The organism is Serratia sp. TSO36 (assembly GCF_057808395.1).
This window is the reverse complement of sequence record NZ_JBJZOU010000027.1, coordinates 44,492-66,624: the sequence shown is the minus strand read 5'-3', so window position 1 is coordinate 66,624 and position 22,133 is coordinate 44,492. Positions and strand designations below refer to the sequence as shown.

Annotated in this window: 15 protein-coding genes; 4 read left to right on the top strand and 11 right to left on the bottom strand. The window is 60.7% G+C overall.

The features are described 5' to 3' along the window. Positions 1–39 precede the first annotated feature (39 nt). The 5 genes from ACK3CV_RS23935 to ACK3CV_RS23915 all read right to left on the bottom strand — a co-directional run bounded on the left by ACK3CV_RS23935 (position 40) and on the right by ACK3CV_RS23915 (position 4,443). Complete coding sequence (locus ACK3CV_RS23935) at positions 40–948, bottom strand: LysR family transcriptional regulator (protein WP_047570115.1); 909 nt, start codon at positions 946–948, stop codon at positions 40–42. Between the two features lie 51 nt (positions 949–999). Continuing rightward, positions 1,000–1,581, bottom strand: coding sequence for a DUF924 family protein (locus ACK3CV_RS23930; RefSeq protein WP_049195636.1), 582 nt, complete (start codon positions 1,579–1,581; stop codon positions 1,000–1,002). Between the two features lie 5 nt (positions 1,582–1,586). Next, positions 1,587–3,341, bottom strand: coding sequence for a monovalent cation:proton antiporter-2 (CPA2) family protein (locus ACK3CV_RS23925; RefSeq protein ID WP_049195611.1), 1,755 nt, complete (start codon positions 3,339–3,341; stop codon positions 1,587–1,589). After that, the gene (locus tag ACK3CV_RS23920; RefSeq protein ID WP_033636375.1) at positions 3,334–3,603 is read right to left on the bottom strand and encodes a hypothetical protein; all 270 of its coding nucleotides are present in this window, start codon (positions 3,601–3,603) and stop codon (positions 3,334–3,336) included. The genes ACK3CV_RS23925 and ACK3CV_RS23920 overlap by 8 nt, the downstream gene beginning before the upstream one ends. Before the next feature lie 66 nt (positions 3,604–3,669). Further along, positions 3,670–4,443, bottom strand: coding sequence for an SDR family oxidoreductase (locus ACK3CV_RS23915; protein ID WP_033636374.1), 774 nt, complete (start codon positions 4,441–4,443; stop codon positions 3,670–3,672). 432 nt (positions 4,444–4,875) lie between these two features. On the opposite strand from ACK3CV_RS23915, the gene uspB reads away from it, so the two are divergent. Beyond that, positions 4,876–5,211 (top strand): universal stress protein UspB, encoded by a 336-nt coding sequence (gene uspB, locus ACK3CV_RS23910; protein WP_016930435.1) that lies wholly within the window; start codon positions 4,876–4,878, stop codon positions 5,209–5,211. 73 nt (positions 5,212–5,284) lie between these two features. On the opposite strand, the gene pitA is transcribed toward uspB, so the two are convergent. Continuing rightward, on the bottom strand, positions 5,285–6,787 hold the full coding sequence (gene pitA, locus ACK3CV_RS23905) for an inorganic phosphate transporter PitA (RefSeq protein ID WP_049195612.1): 1,503 nt from the start codon (positions 6,785–6,787) through the stop codon (positions 5,285–5,287). A gap of 300 nt (positions 6,788–7,087) precedes the next feature. On the opposite strand from pitA, the gene ACK3CV_RS23900 reads away from it, so the two are divergent. Next, positions 7,088–8,287: a BaiN/RdsA family NAD(P)/FAD-dependent oxidoreductase gene (locus ACK3CV_RS23900; RefSeq protein ID WP_164141680.1), complete on the top strand. Its 1,200-nt coding sequence runs from the start codon at positions 7,088–7,090 to the stop codon at positions 8,285–8,287. 77 nt (positions 8,288–8,364) lie between these two features. Here ACK3CV_RS23900 and ACK3CV_RS23895 read toward each other — a convergent pair whose 3' ends face one another. The 4 genes from ACK3CV_RS23895 to ACK3CV_RS23880 form a co-directional block, all read right to left on the bottom strand. Beyond that, the gene (locus ACK3CV_RS23895) at positions 8,365–8,778 is read right to left on the bottom strand and encodes a VOC family protein (RefSeq protein ID WP_164040129.1); all 414 of its coding nucleotides are present in this window, start codon (positions 8,776–8,778) and stop codon (positions 8,365–8,367) included. 94 nt (positions 8,779–8,872) lie between these two features. Beyond that, entirely contained in the window at positions 8,873–11,053 is a 2,181-nt protein-coding gene (locus ACK3CV_RS23890) for a virulence factor SrfC family protein (RefSeq protein WP_164040131.1), read from the bottom strand. Further along, entirely contained in the window at positions 11,050–13,995 is a 2,946-nt protein-coding gene (locus ACK3CV_RS23885) for a virulence factor SrfB (protein WP_033654509.1), read from the bottom strand. Before ACK3CV_RS23885 ends, ACK3CV_RS23890 begins: the two co-directional genes overlap by 4 nt. After that, positions 13,995–15,233, bottom strand: coding sequence for an SrfA family protein (locus tag ACK3CV_RS23880; protein ID WP_164040132.1), 1,239 nt, complete (start codon positions 15,231–15,233; stop codon positions 13,995–13,997). The genes ACK3CV_RS23885 and ACK3CV_RS23880 overlap by 1 nt, the downstream gene beginning before the upstream one ends. 294 nt (positions 15,234–15,527) lie before the next feature. On the opposite strand from ACK3CV_RS23880, the gene ACK3CV_RS23875 reads away from it, so the two are divergent. Next, positions 15,528–16,445: a DMT family transporter gene (locus ACK3CV_RS23875; RefSeq protein WP_424540216.1), complete on the top strand. Its 918-nt coding sequence runs from the start codon at positions 15,528–15,530 to the stop codon at positions 16,443–16,445. On the opposite strand, the gene pdxR is transcribed toward ACK3CV_RS23875, so the two are convergent. After that, a complete protein-coding gene (gene pdxR / locus ACK3CV_RS23870; RefSeq protein ID WP_164040134.1) occupies positions 16,442–17,935 on the bottom strand; it encodes a MocR-like pyridoxine biosynthesis transcription factor PdxR in 1,494 nt (497 codons plus the stop codon). The genes ACK3CV_RS23875 and pdxR overlap by 4 nt on opposite strands. Before the next feature lie 1,094 nt (positions 17,936–19,029). Between pdxR and ACK3CV_RS23865 the strand changes: the two genes are divergently transcribed. Next, positions 19,030–22,104: an AMP-binding protein gene (locus ACK3CV_RS23865; protein WP_164040135.1), complete on the top strand. Its 3,075-nt coding sequence runs from the start codon at positions 19,030–19,032 to the stop codon at positions 22,102–22,104. The last annotated feature ends 29 nt before the right edge of the window (positions 22,105–22,133 follow it).

Here is a 22,133-nt window from a genome sequence, read left to right as displayed (position 1 = left end):
ATAAGCGTTATTAAACAAAGTATAGCGCTAAATGCGCAATCAGCGCTCCAGATGCGGCTGCAGCAGGCTTTCAAACCATTCGTGAAACACCGCCAGGCGGCGTGAGCGCTGGCGACGATGGGGATAGATCAGGGCGATCGGCATGGAGGCGGCGCGGTAAGCGGGCAGGACTTCCACCAGTTCACCGGCGTCGAGCAGGTGTTGCACGTCGTAGCGCGGGATTTGCATCAGCCCCAGCCCGGCGCGGCAGCAGGCGATATAGCTCTCGGCGTTGTTGACCACCACCCGGCTGGGCAGTTCGAGCCGCTGGGTGTGGCCGTCGGCGGTCAGGTATTCCCAGGGGGATTCGCGGCCGGTTTTGGGCGAGGCGTAACCGATGTGCCAGTGGCCGGTGACGAGATCTGCGGGGTGAGTGGGATGCCCGTATTCGCTCAGGTAGGCGGGGCTGGCGCAGTTGATCAGCGCGATATGGCCGAGCGGGCGCATCACCAGGCTGCTGTCGTGCAGATCGCCGACGCGCACCGCGCAGTCGACCCCTTCCTGCACCAGATCGATGGCGCGATCGGCGGAGCCGAGCACCAGCTGCAGGTGGGGATGGCGCCGCAGCAGGCTGGGCAGCGCCGGCGCGATCAGCCGGCGGGCGATGCGGCTCGGCACGTCGACGCTGAGCCGCCCGGAGGCCTGGCGCTGGCTGGCCTGAAACGACTGATCGATATCCTCCACCTCGGCCAGCAGCGGGCGCAGCCGCTCGAGCAGCTGTTCGCCGTCGGCTGTCAGCCGCACCTGCCGCGTGGTGCGGTGCAGCAGGCGCACGCCCAACTGCGTTTCCAGCTGTTGCACGGCGGCGGACACCGAGGCGCGCGGCACCTCCAGCACATGGGCTGCGCGGATAAAGCTGCCCATCTCCGCCACCTGCACGAATACGCGGTATTGATTGAATCTGTCCATCGATGCGCCCGTTATTGTCCTTATTATTGCCGCTTAAAGCATTCTGCGGCGTTATCCGGCAAACCCTCCTTGCTCCAGGAAGGCTTGCTCCTGCGTGGTAGTATCGCGCAACAGCAGCTGATTGCGATGTGGGAAACGACCGAAACGGCGGATGATATCGCGGTGTCCCTCGGCGTGCGCGCGTTCAGCTGGCCCCAGTTGAGCGTTTAGCGCCACGGAAAGATCCTGATCGGCGAGATTTTCCGAGTGGGCGAACGGCAGGCAAAAAAACAGGCGCAGCGAAGGCTCGACGGCCTGCATGTAGTTCGCCGCAATGGCGATGCGGGCGAAGCGGCGCGCCAGCGGATCGGTGGCGTACATGTGGGCGGTGTTGCGAAAAGCGTTGCGCGGAAATTGGTCGAGCAGGATCATCAGCGCCAGCGCGCTTTCCGGCGTCTTAAGCCAGTCGTCGCGTTCACGCCGGGCCGCCGCCAGATGCAGGCCCAAAAAGCGCGCGCGAAAGCGTTGGTCGAAGCGCGGATCCTGCCGGAACCATTGCTCTGCGCCGGCGTCTCGCCAAAACCGCACCACCTCATCGGCCGTTTGATTATCGGCCGCGAGCGCATCGCTGCGCCGGCGGAAAAGGGTCGGCATGCCCGTCATTCCTTCTTCGCCTTGGTCGGCGCATTGCCCAAAATCATCGATGTACCGGCGTAAATGCCGCCGGACACCTCCATCGCCAACCGTTCGGCATCCTTGCGCCGCAGCTCGGCCATCAGATCCGCCGCGGTTTCCGGATCGGAGCCCAACGCCAACATAGCTTCATGCCCGAAAGACATGGCGGACTCTAAGGTGACGCGAATTTGGTAATCCACATTGGCCTTGATCAGCGCGATGGCATGTTCGCGGTCATGAGCGCGAGCCAGCACGCGGGCCTGCGGGAAGTGGGTTTTGGCGTGTTCGACAATCTGCGTGGCGGCTTGCGGATCGTCAATGCAGACCAAGATGGCGCGGGCGTGGCCGGCGCCCGCCGCATGCAGCACATCCATGCGCGCACCGTCGCCATAGTAAACTTTGAAGCCGAAGTCTTGCGCGTCGCGGGCAACCTGGGGTTCGCGGTCGATAATGGCGATATCGGCGCCCATCGCCAAAACGTGCTGGCTGACGATCTGACCAAAACGGCCGAACCCGACGATCAGCACGCTGTTGGTCAAGCCGGTGGGCTGTTCCGTGCCGTCCAACGAGGCGTCGGACGAGGCGCGCAGGCGTTGGTGGATCAACACCGCCAGCGGTGTCAAAGCCATCGACAGCACCACGACGGCGGTCATGCTGGCGTTGGTTTCCGCAGGCAGCACCTGATTGGCCAGCGCAGCGGCGAACAGCACAAACGCAAATTCTCCCCCTTGCGCCATGAGTACGGCGCGGTCGAGAGCATCACCGTGCGAGCTTTTCGTCAACCGGGCCACGTAGTAAATACACAGGCCTTTGATGAACATCATCGCCAGCACGCCGCTGACGATCAGCGGCCAGTTGCGCGCCACCACGGCCAGATCGAGAGACATGCCGACGCCGAGGAAGAACAGCCCCAAAAGCAGACCGCGAAAGGGCTCGATGTCGGCTTCGAGCTGATGGCGGAACGTCGATTCCGACAGCAGCACGCCGGCCAAAAAGGCGCCCATGGCCATGGAAAGGCCACCCACCTGCATCAGCAAAGCGGCGCCGAGCACCACCAGCAGCGCGGCTGCGGTCATCACTTCGCGCGCTTTGGCGTGCGCCAGAATGCGAAACAGCGGGTTCAGCAGCCAGATGCCGGCCGCCACCAGCGCGGCCAGCGCACCGGCGGCGATGGCGATGCCGCCCCAGGCGGAACCGGATACCGGCGTCGATGAACCGGCCGGCGCGATGAACGCCACCAGCGCCAGCAGCGGGACAATCATCAGATCTTCAAACAGCAATACGGCGACGATTTTCTGACCGCGCGGGCTGGCGATGTCGCCGCGCTCGCCCAACAGCTGCATGACGATCGCGGTAGACGTCAGCACGAATCCCATGCCGCAGATGAAGGAGATGGCCAATGAAAAGCCGAAGGCCATGCCGATGGCGGTGAGCAGCAGCCCGCAGCTCAATACCTGCAGGCTGCCCAGGCCGAAAATATCGCGCCGCATGTTCCACAGATGAGAAGGCCGCATCTCCAGGCCGATGATGAAGAGAAACATCACCACCCCAAGCTCGGCGGTGTGCAGGATGGTCTGCGCATCGTTGAACAAACCAAAGCCGAACGGCCCAATCGCCAAACCGGCGGCCAGATAACCCAGCACCGAGCCCAGCCCCAAGCGCTTGAACAGCGGCACGGCCACCACGGCGGCGCCCAGTAGCGTCACCACGTTGAGCAGGTCGCCGGCGCTTTCAGACATGGGCGAGGCGCCAGAATACGAACGCGGCGATGGCGGCGGGGATCGCGAACACCAGCAGCAGGATCGGCAACTCCGCCCGCAGGCTGTAGCCCGCGTGGGCGACGCCCACCCACATATTGACCGCCGCGATCAGCAACCAGGCCGGGACGAAAATTTTTGCCGCCAGCGCCATGCCCGCCGCACTGGCGCCCCAGAGCCAGCCGAACAGCACAAACAATCCCAGGAGAACCACGCCTCCGCCAATGACCATCAGCATGTGCATTGCAATATCCTCTACGCTGCGCCTCCTGGCGGGGGCGGACGCCAGACGCGCGCCCCCCATGCGGCGTTACTTGGTAGTATAGCCGCCGTTGATCAGGATGGTTTGGCCGGTAACCCACCAGCCGTCGCTGACCAGGTGGCGGATAAACGGCACCACGTCTTCGATATCGGTGAGGCCGGTTTTGCTGAACGGCGACAGCGCCGCCGCGCTTTGGTGATACGCCACCGCATCGGCGCCTTCGGCCGGATAGAAGAACGGGGTGTCCATCGGGCCGGGGCCGACCGCCGTCACGGAGATACCGCGTTCGCCGAACTCCTTGGCGGCGGCGCGGGTGAAGTGCTCCACCGGCGCCTTGGTGCCGGCGTAAGCGGCATAGAACGGCGTGAAGGCGCCGAGCAGCGAGGTGACCAGCGTGCAGATTTTACCGTTGTCGTTGAGGTGTTTGCCCGCCTCTTTCAGGAAGAAGAACGCGGTTTTGGCGTTGACCGCGGTCATCTCGTCGTACTCGGCCTCGCTGATGTCGACCATCGGCTTTTTCAGCACTTTGCCGACGGTATTGATGGCGATATCCGGCTTGCCGACGGCGGCGACCGCATCGGCGAACAGCTTCTCGACCGCGCCCGCGGTGGTCAAATCGGCCTGCAGCGCGACGCCTTGCGCCCCGGCGGCCTGGATGGCGGCGACGGTCTTATCCGCTTCGGCTTTGGAGGCGGCGCTGTTGTAGTGGATCACTACCGCTTTGGCGCCTTGTTCAGCCAAATCGCGCGCGATAAGCCCGCCGAGATTTTTGGCGCCGCCGGCGATCAGGACGGTTTTTCCCTTGATTGAATGGTTTGCCATAACAGTTTCCTTGGATGAGCGTAACGGAAACCTGAGTCTAGCCAGCGTGGGGGGAAAGATCAGCGGCGTGGGGCGGGATAGACTATCCAGGAAAAACGACTAATTGCAGACGAACGGTTATCACTTATAACGCCCCGGCGGGGGCGTTTCGGCGCGTGGCGGTAAATTTTATCCACTGATCAGGCCAGTTTGCGTTTCATTAACCTACAATGATGAATATGGGTCTCACCATTTCCCCTCTGAGTGGAATCACGCCGTGCAAATCTCTCTGTGCGGTGCGGTAACGTCTCTGGAGGCGGTGGGTTATGGGCATGGCCCGTGCAGGCAAAAAAGGGGATGAGAGCGGTAAGCTCCAGCAGAGTATCGGGTAATGAGGTAGGGCGGTTGGACCCGGCGGATGGCCGCGGATAACAACGCCTTGAGGGGGTAATCATGATCAGTACCGTCGCGCTGTTTTGGGCCTTATGTGTGGTGTGTGTGGTAAACATGGTGCGGTATTACTCTTCTCTGCGCGCATTGCTGGTGGTATTGCGCGGCTGCGATCCGCTGCTGTACCAATACGTCGATGGCGGCGGTTTCTTCACCGCCCACGGGCAACCCAGCAAGCAGCTGAGGCTGGTGCGCTATATCTTTGCGCAACGCTATGTCGAGCACCACGATCCGGAGTTTATTCGCCGCTGCGAACGGGTGCGCGGGCAGTTCATGCTGACCTCGGCCCTGTGCGGCCTGGTGGTCATCAGCCTGATAGCGCTGATGATCTGGTATTAATGCCTTCCTGTTTCCCTTGATGCAGGCAAAAAAAAGGCGGCCCTGCGGCCGCCTTCCTCATGATGCTTATCGCTTAGATCAGCTTCAACGCAACCCAATACAGCGCACCGGAAAGCAGAATCGAGATTGGCAGGGTCAGTAACCAGGCCAACAGGATGTTCTTCACGGTTTTGCTCTGCACGCCGCCGCCGTCCACGATCATCGTCCCGGCAACCGCCGAAGAGAGGACGTGGGTGGTGGAGACCGGCATGCCGGTATAACTCGCCACGCCGATAGACAGCGCCGCGGTCATCTGGGCCGATACGCCCTGGGCGTAGGTCATGCCTTTCTTGCCGATCTTCTCGCCGATGGTGGTGGCCACGCGTTTCCAGCCCACCATGGTGCCGAGCGACAGCGCCAGCGCGACGGCGACGATGATCCACATCGGCGCGTACTCGACGGTCTGCAGCAGATCCTGACGCAGGTTCTTCAGGAAGCGCTGGTCGGCGGATGAGGTTTCCGGCAGCTTGGCGACTTTATCCGCCGTGTCGGTCACGCACATCAGCAGGCGGCGCAGGTGGCTGCGCTGCTCAACCGTCAGCTGATCGTAGCTTTGCAGGTTGGTCAGCATGCCCTGAGCCAGCTCGATCGCCGGCATGGCGCGCGAACTGTCGCAGTGGAACTCGGCCGGCTTGTTCGGCGCAGCTTCGTCATCCGGGCTTGGCACCAGCGGCGTCAACGACACCGCATGCGACAGCGCGTCGCCGTGCTGCTGGTAATATTGCTGCAGGTGGGTCACGGCGTCACGCGTACGGGTGATGTCATAACCGGTTGCATTCATATTGACCACGAAGCCGGCCGGCGCAACGCCGATCAGCACCAGCATGATAAGGCCGATGCCTTTCTGGCCGTCGTTGGCGCCGTGCGAGAAGCTGACGCCAATCGCCGACAGGATCAGCGCGATACGGGTCCAGAACGGCGGCTTGCGTTTGCCGTCGACCTTTTCACGTTCCGCAGGGGTCATGTGGATACGCTGGCGTTTCTTGGTGCCACTCCAATAGCGGCGCAAGGCGAACACCATCACTCCCGCCACCATCATGCCGACCAGCGGCGAGAACAGCAGAGAAAGGAAAATACCAATCATTTTCGGGACGTTAAGCGCATCCACCACTGAAGTGTGGGTCATCAGGGCGTTGGTTAAACCGACACCGATGATTGCGCCTATCAGCGTATGGGAACTGGAGGCCGGCAGACCGAAATACCAGGTGCCGAGGTTCCAGATGATTGCCGCCAACAGCATGGAGAAGACCATGGCTAATCCGTGTGCTGAACTGACGTTCAACAACAGATCGGTAGGCAGCAAGTGGACGATGGCGTAAGCAACACTCAAACCGCCGAGCATTACGCCAAGAAAGTTGAACAAACCTGCCATCACGACCGCAAGTTGCGAGCGCATGGCGCGGGTATAAATAACTGTAGCGACCGCATTGGCCGTATCATGAAAACCGTTGATGGCTTCATAAAACAACACGAACAACAATGCGAGAATTAACATCAGGCCGGTATGGAAATCCAGGCCAGCGAACAAATGCAGCATAAGCGTTACGCCAGTTTGTGGACATGAACGCCGCGCATTATCAGTGACAACCGGGGCCGGGGAAAAGGAAAATATGACGTTTTTTTGATTTGGACATGACGAAATGATGACGCGCCTATAACAAAAATATGGAATATCAATGCGTTATTCTCCTCTGACCTCTGTAATATTTTCTTACTATGGCGTTGGCGGCGCCGGGGCTTTACAATCTGCCGCCGTGAATTTGGCGGTGACCGGCGGCGAAACGGCGTAATATGGCGCCCTTTTGTCGCGATTGTGGTTTTGATAAGTGAGGCTCAGGTGGAACAGTTTGATGTCGTAGTGATTGGGGCGGGCGCCGCCGGCATGTTTTGCGCCGCGCAGGCGGGGCAACTCGGTTGCCGCGTGTTGCTGCTCGACAACGGCAAAAAACCGGGCCGCAAGATCCTGATGTCCGGCGGCGGGCGCTGCAACTTTACCAACATGTACGCCGAACCGGCGGCCTACCTGTCGAACAACCCGCACTTTTGCAAGTCGGCGCTGGCGCGCTACACCCAGTGGGACTTCATCGATCTGATCAACCGCTACGGCATCGCCTACCATGAAAAAACGCTGGGGCAGCTGTTCTGCGACGACTCGGCGCAGCAGGTGGTGGATCTGCTGGTCAAAGAGTGCGAGCTGGGCCAGGTGACGATGCGCCTGCGCAGCGAAGTGCTGGGCGTGGAGAAAACCGAACATGGTTACTCGCTGGCGCTGAATGGTGAAAAAGTGAGTGCTCGCTCACTTGTGGTGGCCAGCGGCGGTTTGTCCATGCCGGGGCTGGGCGCTTCGCCGTTCGGTTACAAGCTGGCGGAGCAGTTCGGCCTCAGGGTGCTGCCGACGCGCGCCGGGCTGGTGCCTTTTACCCTGCATAAGCCGCTGCTGGAGCATGTGCAGACGCTGTCCGGCGTCTCGGTGCCGGCGGTGATCACCGCCGAGAACGGCGTCAGCTTCCGTGAAAGCATCCTGTTTACCCATCGCGGCTTGTCCGGCCCGGCGGTGCTGCAGCTGTCCAGCTACTGGCAACCGGGTGAGTATGTGAGCGTTAACTTACTTCCTGAGCTGGATTTGGCGGCCTTCCTGGATGATCAACGCCGCCAGCACCCGAACCAAAGCCTGAAAAACACCCTGGCGCTGCAATTGCCGAAGCGGTTGGTGGAGTGCTTGCAAACCCTGGGACAACTGCCGGAGGCCACGCTGAAGCAGCTGAATGCGCCGCAGCAGGCGGCGCTGGTGGAGCTGTTGCAGAACTGGCGCGTGCAGCCGAACGGCACCGAAGGTTACCGCACGGCGGAAGTGACGCTCGGCGGCGTCGACACCAACGAACTTTCCTCCAAGACGATGGAAGCCCACAAGGCGCCGGGGCTCTATTTTATCGGCGAAGTGGTGGACGTGACCGGGTGGTTGGGCGGCTACAACTTCCAGTGGGCGTGGAGCTCTGCCTGGGCCTGCGCCCAGGCGTTGGCGGCGCAGGAGCGTTAACGTTCAGCAGCGTGAAGGGGCTAGGCCGATTTAGAAGGCTATTTTATGATTATCCGACATCCGGAACACACCGTGATTTAATCGGCCGCCGGCCCCTTAAGCTCTATGCGATTGCCGTCCGGATCGCTGAAGTAAACCGACGGCCCGTCGCCTTCCGCGCCGTAGCGCGATTCAGCGGGCTCGACGGCGATCCCCTGCGATCGCAGATAGGCCAGCAGTTCGACTTCGTTGAAAGGATCGATGCGCAGGCAGAGGTGATCGACATTTTGCCGGTGAGGATCGGGCGCGTCGCCGCCTTTTTTTCCAAGCTGGCCGTTCACGTCGACCAGATCAATCATGGCCGTTCCGGCGCGCAGGTGCACCAGCCCCAAATCGGGCCGCCGTTTGGCGATGTTGCAACCCAGCGTCTGGGTATAGAACCGCAGGCTTTTTTCCGCATCGCGCACGCGCAGAACTACATGATCGATAGTCTTCAGGCTGAAAGGGGGCATGATTTTCTCCCAGAATCGCTGCGTTACTCATCAGCATAATCGGCAACGCCCGATTTATCCTGTTTTCGCCCCCTATTGCTGCCAGAGCCGCCGCTTATCGCAGAGTCGCCACGATCTCTTCCAACGCCGCGCGCTGCGCCTCGCCGAGCGCGCTTTCCGTCGCCGCATTCTCCGCCAGCAGGGTTTGCAGGCCGATCAGCCAGTCATAGATATAAAACGCGGTGTTTTTGGTCGGCGTCGGCGCCAGCCGGGTTAACCGCTGCTGGCTGCTCCAGTCCACCGCCGGCTGCGGCGGCGGGGTAAAGATCGGCTGGCCGGGGTTGACGCGGCTCTCGGGGCGCGTTGTCGCATCGCGCCGCTGGAAGCCGAGCCAGGCGACGAAGTCGCCCAGTATCGCCAGCGCCTGGCTGATTTGCCGATCTTCACTCTGTTCCGGCAGGCCCCCGGCGCACAGCGCGCGTTCCAGCTCATCATCGAGCCGCAGGCGGCAGGCGGCGCCGATCAGCGCATCGACCAGCAGTTCCAGGTGCGGCTTTTCGACGCCGAGCAGCTCCAGCAACCGGCGGCTGTCCGGCAGGCTGCGCAGATGGTTGATCCAATCTGCGAATACCCGCGCGGCAAAGGGCGACGCGGAGGGCTCGCCGGATGCCGGGGTTTCCGGCGCGCCGAACAGATCGATGTCGAGCCCGAACGGTACAGGCGTCGTCGTCGGGGTCGGTGCGGCGTGCTGCTGTTGCTGATAAAGCTGGCGCAACGTATCGCGCTGCGGCAACAGCCGTTCCAGCAGTTCGCCGTGGCGGCCGGCCTGCGCCTGCAGCGCGCGCAGCAGCTGTTGGCCGCGTTGCTGCGCCGCGTGCGGATCGGCGGCGGTGAGCCAGTTGCCGAGCAGGCTTTCCGTCAGCTCACGCTGCAACTCTTCACGCTGTTCGAGCAGGCGCGCTTGCTTCTGGGCCGGGCGCGCCTGGGTGGCCAGGTAACTTACCATGCGGCGGCAATCCTGTTCATCCAGCGCCAGCAGCGTGGCCCAGCTGTCGCCGGGCTCGCCGACCTGGCGCTGTACGGCGTCGTCGGGGCGCGCTTTGCCTTCCCCGCGTTGATCGAACGGCGTGATCGCCCAGATCAGGCCGGGTTTGCGGCGCTGGCGCAGCGCCGGGGTTTCTCCCTGAGTCTGGTTGACCCAGTTGGCGAGCGCCTGGCCGACGCGGGCGGCGTCCTGCGGCGTGGCGGCGGCATCGGCCACCAGCAGCAGGTTGGCGTGCAGGCCGTCTGCGCAGCGGGTCAGCAAATGGGCGCGTTTCGCCTGTTGCAGCCGCTGCGTCGGTTCCGCCTGCGGGCAGGCGCGGCTGCCGGGCAGGTCGATCAGCGCCACGTCGGCGGGCAGGCCCGCCTGCGCCGTCTGCGGCAGAACGGTGGTGACTTCGGCGGTCAGCCAGGTCAGATCGCTCAACGCGATCTTCCGTTCACCGCCGTGTTCGGCCATCACGACGATCGCGGCGTTTTCTGCTGCGGCGCTCGCGGTCAGCAGCGGTAAGGCGCGGTGCGGAGCATGAACCTGTCGGCTGCCACCGAGGGCATGCAGCGTGTGCGCCAGCTGGCGATAATGCGCCGTCAGCGTCGTTTCCTCTCCCCACAGCGGCGCAAACAGGCGCGCGCGATCGTCGATGCTCAGCTGCGGCGCCAGCGCCACGGCCTGCGGCCAGAAATGCCTGTCCAGCGTCTGTTGCCCCTTGTCGCCGTGGCGGCGTTGGCTATCCCACAGCGCCAGCACATCGCTGTCGCTGAGGCCGTCGAGGCCGATGGCTTGGCGGTGACGCGCCAACGCTTGCAGATGGCCGGCGATCGCGCGGGCGTCCCAGTCCAGCCGGAAGCCGCCCATCGCGGCGGCGTCGAGCGTGATGGCCAGCCACTGCGCTTCATCGAGCAGCGCGAGGGCGAGAGGATACTCGGTGGACGGCGTCGGCGCGGTGGCGCAGTAACGCACCGCTAGCGCGGCGTCGCCGTGCAGCCTTTCTGCGCCGGGAGCCAGCGCCGCCAGCAGGTGGGCCTTGGCGGCGGCGTTGTGGCCGTACAGGCCGATAGCGACTTGCTCAGGTTGCGCCTTCGCCAATTGCAGCGCGCGGTTATGGCAACGGCGCAGGCGCAGCGTCAGGCGATCGGCTTCCCGTTCCAAACGGGTGGACTGCCGGCGCGCGGCGTCCACCCAGGCGATCGCCTGCAGAATGCCGGCGCTGAGTGCGTGGTTCGGGGCCGATTGGGCGGTAGTGATAGCTTTCATCGTGGGTAAATGCTCCCGCTGTCTATCCAGTAGTGGGTCGCGCCGGAGGCGCTGGCAGCCAGGGTATTGAGTTTCAGTTGCAGATGGTGCGCCGGGACGGGGCTGCCGTCGGCCAGCAACGCCTGCGCGATCCTGACACTTTCCGCGCCCTGTTCGGCGCTGGCGGTAATGGCCAGCCGCAGGGTGATCACCGCGTCGCCGGCCAGTTTGCGCGCCAGCTGGGCGTCATTGATGGTCAGCGTATAGAGCGGCGAGGCCGGCCAGCGTTCGTTGTCCAGTTGGCGGAAGCCCAGGCGCAGCGGGCCGCGCAGCTGGAAGCTGCCGGCGGGGTCGAGCGCGAAGTCGGCGCGATCCAGATCGATGTCGCGGTAATAGACGTTATCGTCCGCCAGCATGTTGTTGCCGTCCAGCATGCCCAGGTGGCGAATGGTGGAGTAGGGCTGGAAATCGCCGACGTTGAAGTAAAAGCTCTCCAGCCGCAGGTCGATCGCCAACAGGCACAGCATGGCGCCCACCGCGGCGGTGGATTTCGGGTTGTCGATGCGACCGCGTTTGTTGAACGGGTACCAGCTGCGGGTGTGGTAGCCCTCGAGCGGCAGAATGCGGCTGGCGGGCAGCGGCTGCAGGTGGCGCAGCAGCGCCTGCACGCCGGGGAAACGCGCCGGGCGACCGGTCAACAGCAGCACGTCGCAGGTATACAGCGCCACCACCTCGGCCAGCAGGCGCAGGCAGCGGCCGATGCCGATGCGATCGGACAAGAAGGCGGCGTGCAGATCGGCCAGGCGGATCACCAGCGGGGTGTGCAGAATCTCGAAGGCGTCGCTGTCGGCTTCGCGCTGCACCTCGCCGTTGATAAACGCCAGCACCTGCGGCGTCGGCGGCTGCGGCAGCAAATCGCCCAGGCTGGCGGCGATTTCCGCCCGGCTGTCCAGCGGGTCGTATTCTTCATAGGCGCCGAGCAGCGCGCGCCCGGCGGGCATGAAAATCTGCAGCGCGGCCTGCTGGCGCAGGGTGGAAAGCCCGTCCATACGCCCTTCGTTGCCGAACAGCCTGTCCATCAACGCCGGGGCGGCGCTTACGCCGGCGGCTTCGAACGCCTGCTGCACGGCGGGCAGGATAAACTGCTGGATGGCGTCCAGCAGGATATCGTCGCCGGCGACTTTAAAGCCCTCGCGGAACAGCAGGCGCGGGTTGATTTTGATGTTGTTGCCCACGCCGTCGTCGAGCGAATAGTGCGTGATCGCCAGATCGGTGGTGCCGCCGCCGATGTCGATGGAGGCGATGCGCAGCGTTTTGCCCGCCTGCTCATCCGGCGCCAGCGGCCGGTCGGGCCGGGCCATGGCGGCGAAAAAGGCGTCGGTGCGGCCGGCGAAGTTCACCTGGGTTTCATTGTACAGATAGACCATCTGGCCGCAGGTGGCCTCGTCCCACTCCATCTGCACCTGCGGCGCCGGGAAGCGGGCGTGCGCGCCGTCGAACGGCGCATCCTGCGGGTGCCAGTCGAGGGCCTTCCACACCAGCCCGATCGCCTCCTGCATGCGGCGGCGGAAGATCTCGCGCTCCGGTTTCGGCATCGCCGAAGGCAGCGTCAGAATGATGGCGCGCAAACGGCGCGGCGCGGCGGCGTTCGGCATGCGGCTGCGCTGGGCGATGCTGTTGATCTGCATCAGCGCCTGCGCCAGCAGCTCGCTCAGCATCAGCGTCATCACCGCGCTGCGGCTGTAATGGGCGGCGAACACCGGCAGCCGTTGCGCCGTCGGCAGGGCGGACAGCGGCACGCCTTCGTCGTTGATCAGGGTGGTCAACGGCGCGGCGGCGGCCATCGGCTCGTGCTGCTCGTTGAAGCGCCAGCCGGGCGCATAGCGCTCCTCGTCCCACAGGTAGCGGCGCGGGCTGGAAATGCCGGTAGTGCCTTCATGGCCCGTTCGCCGCTGCGCCAGCTGTGCGGCTTCGCGGCCGACGCGGGTGATGGACGGCCACTGGAAGGCGTCGTCGCGCCCGCTCTGGAACGACAGATGCGGCTTGCCGAAGCCGGCCCGAGAAAACTCCACCCGGCTCTCGAACAGTTCGTTGTAGACGCGGTGCGGCTCGGACAGCGAACGCAGCTGCAGTTCGTAGGTTTGCTTCAGGCCGTTGCTCTCCTCCGGATGATCCTCGACCAGCACGCCGCAGGTGTGCGAGTTGCCGACGTCCAGCACCAGATCGACGTCGATCGCCGGCTGCTGCAGCGTCGCCGCCACCATCTTTATCTGCGGCACCGCCAGCTGATGGCCAAGCATGTGCAACAGATTGAGGTAGTGCGCCTGATACTCGAAGGTTTTCAGCCCGGCGTTGATCTCCACTTCGGCACGCTGTTCCCGCTCGGCGGCGCGCTGGCTGAACGCCTCGCGCAGCCAGCCGTCCACCCAGGTCAGATCGAGGAACTCGCCCAGCTCGTGGTTGCGGTGCGCCAGCGCGAAACGGAGATCGGTGCCGAGATCGCTTTCGCCCGGCGCTAGCGCCTCCTGGCCGGGCGCCGCGGCGCGGGTGTCGAAGGCCAGCACCACGCGCAGCAGGTTGCCGTCCTGATCCGGTTCATCCAATTGCACCACCTGCAGGCGCGCCCAGTTGTCCGGGCCCGACAAGAACAGGCCCGCCGGGGTGTGGCGCAAGCAGGGCAGTGGCAACCAGAGCTTATCCAGCAGGTGCAGCGACTGCTGCAGCGGATAGCTGAACTCCGGCCGCACCACTTCGGCGGCCTGGTCGCCCACGGCCGGCAGCTGGTATTTGCCGCTCTCGGCCTCCCATTGTAGGCGCAGCAGCGGGCCGCTGGCGGTCTTGCGCACGAATTTGCCGGGAAACTCGGCGTCCAGTAGCGGCGTCAGGGCAAAATCCAGAAACTGAATGCCGCTGTCCTGAATCAGCGTAATGCCGTGTTTGTAGTCCGTAAGGGGTGCCAGCATCATTTACTCTCGCGCTTGAACGTCATGGGATAGGTGGTGTCCGCATCGTAGCGGCCGGTGCACTCCGCCGCGCCGGTTTCGCCCTGGCGGCAGACGATCTCCGGGATCTGGTAGCGGCTGCCGTCGCTGCAGCGCGCCTTGGTGCGGCTGTTGATCACCAGATTGCCGGACTGCATCAGCCCGGCTTCGACCGCCACCCGGCAGCTGACGCCGTCGCCGTAGGCGATAACGGCGCTGCCTTTGCCGCCGTTCAGACGGTATTGCAGGCTGGGGCGCTTGCCGGTGATCGGGTCTTTCAGCGCCACGGTGGCACGCCATTTGCCATTAAGGAAACGGGTGGAGCCGGCCTTCACCGCCTCGGGCGGCAGCACCAGCGCATGTTTGTCCAGCGGCTGCGGGATAACCGGCGCCGGTGGCGGCGGCATCAGCGTCGCGTGCGCCAGCGGCAAGCGCAGCTTGGGCAACGGCGCGGCGGTTTTTTCCGGCGGCGCCGGATGCTGGACCTCCGCCGGCCTCGCCGGTTGCGGCGGCGGCGAGCGGTGCAGCCAGGCGGCCAGCGCCGCACTGCCCAGCAGCAGTACGGGCAACAGCCAGAGAGCGTAGCGCCGGCGCGGGCGAACGACGGCAGGGGATTCGATAGGCGCTGCCGGGGCGGGCGCCGGTTCAGGCTCGGCGGCCGGGGCCGGTTTTACCGGTTCGGCAACGGCCGGCTTGCGCGGTGCGGCGGCGATCGGCGCCGGTTTTTCCACTTCCGATTCGATCGGGCGCAGGCAGGCCAACGGATCGTCCGGGCTCTGCGCCTGCGGCTTGATAAAGCCCCAGAAGGTCAGCACCGGCCGATCGTCCACCAGGTAAACGTGGTTGGGGTCGGGCATGTGCATCGCTTTGGCCAGCAGCGCGCCGAACAGGCGATGGCTGGGGTGATCGGTCGCCTGGGCCTGTTCCGTCAGGCTGCGGAAGATCGTCAGGCAGTGTTCCAGGTGGCGCACCGCCTGCGCGCGCTGGGTGTCGCTCGCCGCCAGCCAGGAGGTGACCTTGCCGGGGAAGGGCGCATACCAGTCGATGCGGGTGCCGCTTTCGTTCGGCTGGGGGATCGCCAGACAGTCGGCGGCCTGCTGCTGCCGGCGAAGACGCAGGGTTTCCCGCAGCTGCTGCGCGCAGGCGTAGACCGGTTGCCCGTTTTCGCCTAAAGCCAGCACATCATCCAAACTGCCACTGCGTAAGAAGGGTTTCACCACGGCACCGCACCTTGTCCTGTTCTGCAAAAACGCATAAAAGTCCATGATACCCCGCAGGCAGAGCCGCCAAACGGCCAAGGACAGCCCGAAAAACGCCCTTCTTTGGCGTTAGCGGCGCGCTTTGCTAACCGGCACAGTGAAAATCTCGCTATCTGGACCTGTCTGTGAACCGCTTTATCTGAAAAATAGAACCTGGCCCCGGCAAGCAACGCCGGGGAACGATGTTCTCTTTCACTATGACATCGCCTCGCGGGTTGCCGATTTCGGTATGCCTCAGGCGTGCGGAGCGTTCACATGACGGACAGTCAGTCTGAAAAAACTCTCGTTGTTACCCCTGCACATCCCGCCGCCGGGCATTCGGCCCAGGGCTGGATGAACGGCTTCCTCGGCATGATGATTTTCAGCGGCTCGCTGCCCGCCACGCGAGTGGCGGTGCTGGAGCTCGATCCGCTGTTTCTGACGGCGGTCAGGGCGGCGATCGCCGCCTTGCTGGCGCTGTGTGCGCTGCTGATCACCCGGCAGGCGCGGCCGACGCGGGCCGATTTGCCGCCGCTGCTGTTTGTGGCGCTCGGCGTGGTCATCGGTTTTCCGCTGCTGACGGCGCTGGCGCTGCAGCACACCACCTCGGCGCATTCGCTGGTGTACATCGGCCTGCTGCCGCTGGCGACCGCCGGTTTTGGTGTTTTGCGCGGCGGAGAACGGCCCAAGCCTGCTTTTTGGGCTTTTTCAGGCGTCGGTGCCGTGCTGGTGGGGGCGTTCGCGCTAAGCCAGGGGAGCGGCGGCGGCTGGCAGGGGGATGCACTGATGATCGGTGCGGTGCTGCTGTGCGGCCTGGGTTATGCCGAAGGGGCGGTGCTGTCGCGCCGGATCGGCGGCTGGCAGGTGATCTCCTGGGCGCTGGTGGCGGCGTTGCCGTTGACGCTGGCGGCCACTTGGCTGGCGGCGCCGGCCGGTTGGCCTGCCGTCAGCGGCGCCGCCTGGCTGTCGCTGGTTTACGTCTCGGTGTTCAGCATGTGGATTGGGTTTATTTTCTGGTATCGCGGCCTGGCGCAGGGCGGCATCGCCGCCGTCGGGCAATTGCAGCTGCTGCAGCCGTTCTTCGGCCTGGCGCTGGCGGGCTGGCTGCTGCAGGAAACCGTCCAGCCGATGATGATCGCCGTGATGGCCGGCGTGGTGGTTTGCGTGTTCGGCGCCAAGCGCTTTTCTCGCTAGGCCCCGTGGCGGGCGCAGGCGCGGATCACCTCGCCGAGCCGTTCCACCGCCTGCTGCACCTGGCGGTCATCGTAACCGCCCAACCCCAGCACCAGACCCGGCTCACCGTGGCCGGGCGCATACATCGGCGATACCGCCCGCAGCGCCAATCCGGCTTCGTTGGCCTGCTGGGCGACCTGCACGTCGTCGAGATCTTTCCTCAGCCACAGCACCATGTGCATGCCCTGATCGCAGGGCTGCACCCTCCCCAATTCGGCGGGGATATGCGTGTTGATCGCCTCGATCAGCACCCGGCGTTTCTCGGCGTAGACGCCGCGCATTTTGCGGATATGCCGGTCGAGATACCCTTCGGCGATAAAGGCGGCCAGCACGTGTTGATCCGCGCTGGGCGGATGGCGATCCATCAGGATCCTGGCGCCGCAAAAGGCGTCGACCAGCGGCGGCGGCACGATGGCGTAACCCAGCCGCAGCGAAGGGAACAGCACCTTGCTGAAGGTGCCGAGATAGAGCGTTCGCTCGGGCGCCAGCCCCTGCAGCGAAGGGAACGGGTGGCCGGCGTAGCGCATCTCGCTGTCGTAGTCGTCTTCCACGATCCAGGCCTGCCGCTCTTTGGCCCAGCCCAACAGGGCGCTTCTTTTCGCCATGCTCATCGGCATGCCCAGCGGATATTGATGGGACGGCGTGACAAAGGCGGCGCGGGCGTCGGCGGCCAGACGGATACCGGCGGCGACGTCGATGCCGTCGTCGGCGACGGGCACCCTAATCATGCGCCGATCGCGAAACAGACTGTCGAAAATGGCGGTAATGCCGGCGTAGGCGGGATCTTCGACCCAGGCGCTGTCGCCGGCGTCCAACAGGATCTGCGCGGCCAGGTAAAGCCCCTGCTGGGTGCCGGAGGTGATGAGGATTTGCTGCGGCGTGCAGTTTACCGAGCGGGAACGGCGCACATAGTCGCAGATGGCTTCGCGCAGCGGCAACGCGCCCAGCGGATCGCCATAGCCCGACGGGGCGCCGGGGCCGCGCGCCCGGATGCGGTTGCCGAGCCGCCGCCAGATATCGTCGGGCGCGGTATCGCCGATCGGCACCGAGACGGTGAACGGCACCGGCGGCAGCGCCCGCGCCTGGGCGGCAAAGCGCGCCAGATGCTGCGCCTGTGAAGAAAGCGGCACCGCTACCGTCGGGCTCGCCTGCACCTTGGCGTGCGGCGTGCGGCGCGGCGCCTGATAGTGAGCGACCCGGGTGCCGGAGCCGGGCTGCGGTTCGAGAAAGCCTTCCGCCGTCAGCTGAGCAAATGCTTCCAATACCGTACCGCGCGCCAGATTCAGCGCCGCCGACAGCCGACGCGTCGAAGGCAGCAGGTCGCCCGCTTTCAGATCGCCCCGGTGGATGGCCTGGCGCAGGGCCTGCGCCAGCTGGTGGCTAAGTTGACCCGCCTGACGATCGAGCTCGCCGAGGGCGGGGACGTCAACGGCTTTGGCTGTTCTGGGCATGCATTCCGGCTCGCAATCTATAGGGAAAATTAACGCTCAGAGTAGACCATTTTCGGTGTTAATAGCGGATATCTTTTATCATTTGTTCGCTGTTGTTAAGTTCAGCGTTGGCTACACCTGAATGAGCGTGACGAAACGTTCTAAAATGTTTTAAAACCTGCCGCCAGATTTTGGATATTTATTCGTAATATACGGAGTAAATAACGGGAATCTCCTGCGGGAATAAGTAAGCATTAGCGGCCATAAGGGCATGGCCATCCGTGCGGGTGGTTTTGAGCGCAAACGCTGTCACGTCCTGTGAAGTGAGCATTGAAGCAGGATTGATCATGTAGCGACAAGGAAAGGGGTAATACAAAGGGAACGTTGAATTATCACCCGTCAGTAACATGGTTATGCATTAACAGTGAGAATATATGCGACGATTTTATCTCGATACCCAGATATTGATATGTTAATAATTACAAAAATAATTGTTTAGACGATTTGATAAAATGTCGATTGCATCACGGTTTTATATTTATACCCCTATTCTAAAAGTGAGTTTCACACCGCAATTTGTTTATGTTTGTTTAACTTTATCTTCTGTCAAATGCCAAAAAAATCAAAAGTAAATATCATATGTAACAAATGCTTTCTGATTAAGTTGTTTTTTTATTTTTTTTTAAAATCAACTTATTGCGATTATATCGGTTAAATTTTAATCAGATTAATCATGCGAAAATTTTTATATTTTACAAATTGAATCATTTTGGTCTTTGAGTATCATTCTCATGGTATTATTATTCCTAACTAATTACTTGACGTAATCATTCAGTAGGAATTATCCATAATTATAACTATTTAGAGATATTAAATAGGCTAGGTTATTTTAAATTTCAGATGAATCGTGGCAAGACTGCGCGATCATGCTTTCCTCTGCATATGTCAGTTGTCGTAATGACTGTCTTTTGATTGCAAAAAAAACGCCAGCTTTATTAAGAATCTGATGGCCAACCTTCGGGCATTTTTTTGATCAAAAAACATACCGAGGTTTGAACCTGAGTTTCTTTGGATTTTACTGTTGAGTTTAGGCGGAAAATATGGAAGGAGCTGTTATGAATGACAGAAAGCCTATTTTTGAACCCATTTCGACGTGGTCAACCCAACGACCGGCTAAGCGTGCAGTCGTTTTTGGCGAGCAAACGTTGAGTTATGCCCAGCTTGAATACCAGTCCAATCTACTAGCGCGCTATTTATTATCAAAATATCCGATGCATCCACGAGGAAGAATTGCTGTCTATCTGGAGCCAGGTCTAATGATGCCTGTGGTGCTGTTGGCAATTCTCAAAGCGGGCTACACCTATATTCCCTTATCAGATTTTTTGCCTAACGAGAGAGTATTAAAAATTCTCGATGACGCTGCAGCCTTTTTGTTGCTGACCACGGTTTCCATCATGCGTAAAACGGGGATAGGAAAAAATTTCCCTTCTACGTTGGCGTTAGAGGATATCGCCTATGCAGATATGCCGGCTACGATAAGCCTGCCCGTGGTACAGAAAACGGATATCGCTTATGTGCTGTATACCTCAGGCTCTACCGGGTTACCAAAAGGGGTTGTCATTGAGCACGGGAATTTGAGTTATTACCTGGATTGGTTCAACCAAGCACTTTGGCCTGAAACTCAGGCAGTATTACCGCTGACTTCAACCTTGAGTTTTGCTGCTGCGGTTACGCAACTTTATGCCCCTTTGCTGCGTGGCGATACGTTGCATATTTTACCTGCCAATATTTTGCATGAGCCTGAAAAATTGCTGACTTGGTACGAACAACATCCTTCAGGAGCGCTTTATTGTGTGCCGACGGTATGGGATGCGTTGCTGCGCTACGATCGTCAAGCAGGCGGCGCGTCGCGTTTACCAACAACCGTATTTCTTTCCGGTGAGCCGGTTCCCTTTGATCTAAAAGAGCGAACCTTTGCGCAATGTCCAGACGCAACGGTGTATAACCTATACGGCCCTACGGAAACGACGGCAAACGGCTCTTTCGCTCGTTTGGAAAAAGGGAAGGCGGTCACTCTGGGTAAGGCATTGCGAGGCAGTAAAATACTGATTGTTGATGATGACTGTTCACCTGTCAGCGGCGATCAGTGTGGGGAAATCTGTATTGTTGGGGAAGGCGTGGCGCGCGGTTACCTCAATCGCGATACATTAACTCACCAACGTTTCTTTACGCAGGAAATCGATCATGCGTGCTATCGTGGCCATCGAACCGGTGATTTGGGAAAATTCAATTCGCATGGCGAGATTGTCTATCTGGGGCGCATCGACCGCCAGATCAAGATAAATGGAGTGCGAATCGATCCGGAAGAGATTGAAATCGCCTTACGTGAAGATCACAGAATTAGACACGCCTTGGTGCGGAAGACAGAGGAAAGCACGGGGGGCATACGATTGATCGCTTACCTGGTTCCGGAATCTGAGGGGACTATTTCGGCGAACGAAATCAGGAATTTTTTGCGTTTGACGTTACCGGCAGCCATGATTCCTTCGCACTTTATTTTTGTCGAAACCATGCCAAAACTTCCTAACGGAAAACTGGACCTCCAGCGATTGCCCCAACCCGTTCCATCACGCCCTGCGCTGAGTTATGCTTTTCGTCCCGCCGCCAACGAATTGGAACAAGAACTCATTGATATATTCCAGGAGGCATTAGGTTTCTGTGACTTAGGCGCAGATGATAATTTCTTTGATCTGGGTGGCGGTTCGTTGCAGGTGATTCAGATAAGGCAATTAATTAAGCGCCGATTATTTAGCGATATTGATTACACCTTGTTTTTCGATAATGCAACGCCTCATCTGCTATCGTTTATCGTGCCTTACTATGTCAATGATACTGACCCGGTTGTGCTTGAAAATGATTTTAGGCTCCCGTCTATCTCTAGTGAACAGCGCTATTTTTTAACTTTAGATCAAATCAGCCCGGCGCCTGGCGCTTATCAGATTGCGTTTAGGTTGGCCTTCGGTGGGCCGCTGGATATTTCCGCCATGGAGTGGAGTATTCAGCAGATCTTGAAGAATAATCCAGTATTGCGCAGTCGCTTTAATCTAAACAACGTTAGTTGCAGTGAGGGAGACTATCCCGCGTCGGATTTGAAGATCGTGCGCCAGGAGTGCGCGGCGGAGATCTGCACTTTCGATGAGCTGAGCGACGAAGGGCTGTTGGCCGCCGCCGGCGTACCCGAGATGGATCTTGAACTCATGCCGCTCATTCATATCCGGTTCATGTCCCTATCGGCGAGCCGGCACATTCTCTTGCTACAGGTCCACCACACCGTTTTTGACCATGACTCTATCGGTTTATTCTTCAAGCAATTCATTGCTTATTTTCAGGCCTACCGCGCGGGCGATCGTGGCTTTGAGCTAGGCCAAGGCAAGGGGTATCAGCACTATCGTTGCTGGCAACAGCAGTGCATCCAGCCGACGCGCTACCCGCAGGAAAGAGAATTTTGGCTGGAAACTTTTGCTCATTACGTACAGACCGGCGCAGATGCTTCCCTGTTCTCCCCCCGAGATACGTTGGAAGGAAAAAATGTGTGGTTTACGATCTCGAAAGCGTTGACGCAATCGCTCATGGCCTTTGCGAGAAGCCACCAAACCACAGTTTTTGTTTGTATGCTGACGGCATTCAATGTGTTGCTAAATACTTTTACGCGTTATCGCCATGTGCCAATTGGCATCCCTGTCTCCAATCGCATGCTTTATGAAGAAACCTCGCTGTTGGGTTGTTTCGTAAATAGAGTGACTTATTACGATAAGTGCAGTCCTGAAGATGATATCGGATCGCTTTTAGATCGTTGTCGAAAAAGAGTGTATGGGTTATTGGAAAATCAAACGATACCTTATGATATTTTGAATAGTGACATTCGCGCGCATGGCTGGATGGATCTCTTGTATGCGCCGGTCTGTTTTAACTATTTAAGTGCGATGCCATCACCGGTCAATTGTGGTGGAGTTGATATTGACGTCAAAGCGGTAGAAAGCGACTTCGCAAAAGTCGATATGACATTGTCTATTCATGAAGGAGAATGTCTAAATGTTTGCTTTAACTATCATATGGCAGCGCTAAAAAAAGATGAAGTGATACGGCTGTCAAAAGAATATATCGGGATAATTGAAAGAATGACTCTTTGATGCATCCTGTTTTTTAAGAAATCTACTTT

Coding starts and splice junctions, on each gene's coding strand:
- ACK3CV_RS23930 (WP_049195636.1), bottom strand. CDS start 1,581: ATGCCGACCCTTTTCCGCCGGCGCAGCGATGCGCTCGCGGCCGATAAT.
- ACK3CV_RS23925 (WP_049195611.1), bottom strand. CDS start 3,341: ATGTCTGAAAGCGCCGGCGACCTGCTCAACGTGGTGACGCTACTGGGC.
- pitA (WP_049195612.1), bottom strand. CDS start 6,787: ATGCTGCATTTGTTCGCTGGCCTGGATTTCCATACCGGCCTGATGTTA.
- ACK3CV_RS23895 (WP_164040129.1), bottom strand. CDS start 8,778: ATGCCCCCTTTCAGCCTGAAGACTATCGATCATGTAGTTCTGCGCGTG.
- pdxR (WP_164040134.1), bottom strand. CDS start 17,935: ATGCCCAGAACAGCCAAAGCCGTTGACGTCCCCGCCCTCGGCGAGCTC.
- ACK3CV_RS23935 (WP_047570115.1), bottom strand. CDS start 948: ATGGACAGATTCAATCAATACCGCGTATTCGTGCAGGTGGCGGAGATG.
- ACK3CV_RS23890 (WP_164040131.1), bottom strand. CDS start 11,053: ATGAAAGCTATCACTACCGCCCAATCGGCCCCGAACCACGCACTCAGC.
- ACK3CV_RS23915 (WP_033636374.1), bottom strand. CDS start 4,443: ATGGCAAACCATTCAATCAAGGGAAAAACCGTCCTGATCGCCGGCGGC.
- ACK3CV_RS23885 (WP_033654509.1), bottom strand. CDS start 13,995: ATGCTGGCACCCCTTACGGACTACAAACACGGCATTACGCTGATTCAG.
- ACK3CV_RS23875 (WP_424540216.1), top strand. CDS start 15,528: ATGACGGACAGTCAGTCTGAAAAAACTCTCGTTGTTACCCCTGCACAT.
- ACK3CV_RS23865 (WP_164040135.1), top strand. CDS start 19,030: ATGAATGACAGAAAGCCTATTTTTGAACCCATTTCGACGTGGTCAACC.
- ACK3CV_RS23920 (WP_033636375.1), bottom strand. CDS start 3,603: ATGCACATGCTGATGGTCATTGGCGGAGGCGTGGTTCTCCTGGGATTG.
- uspB (WP_016930435.1), top strand. CDS start 4,876: ATGATCAGTACCGTCGCGCTGTTTTGGGCCTTATGTGTGGTGTGTGTG.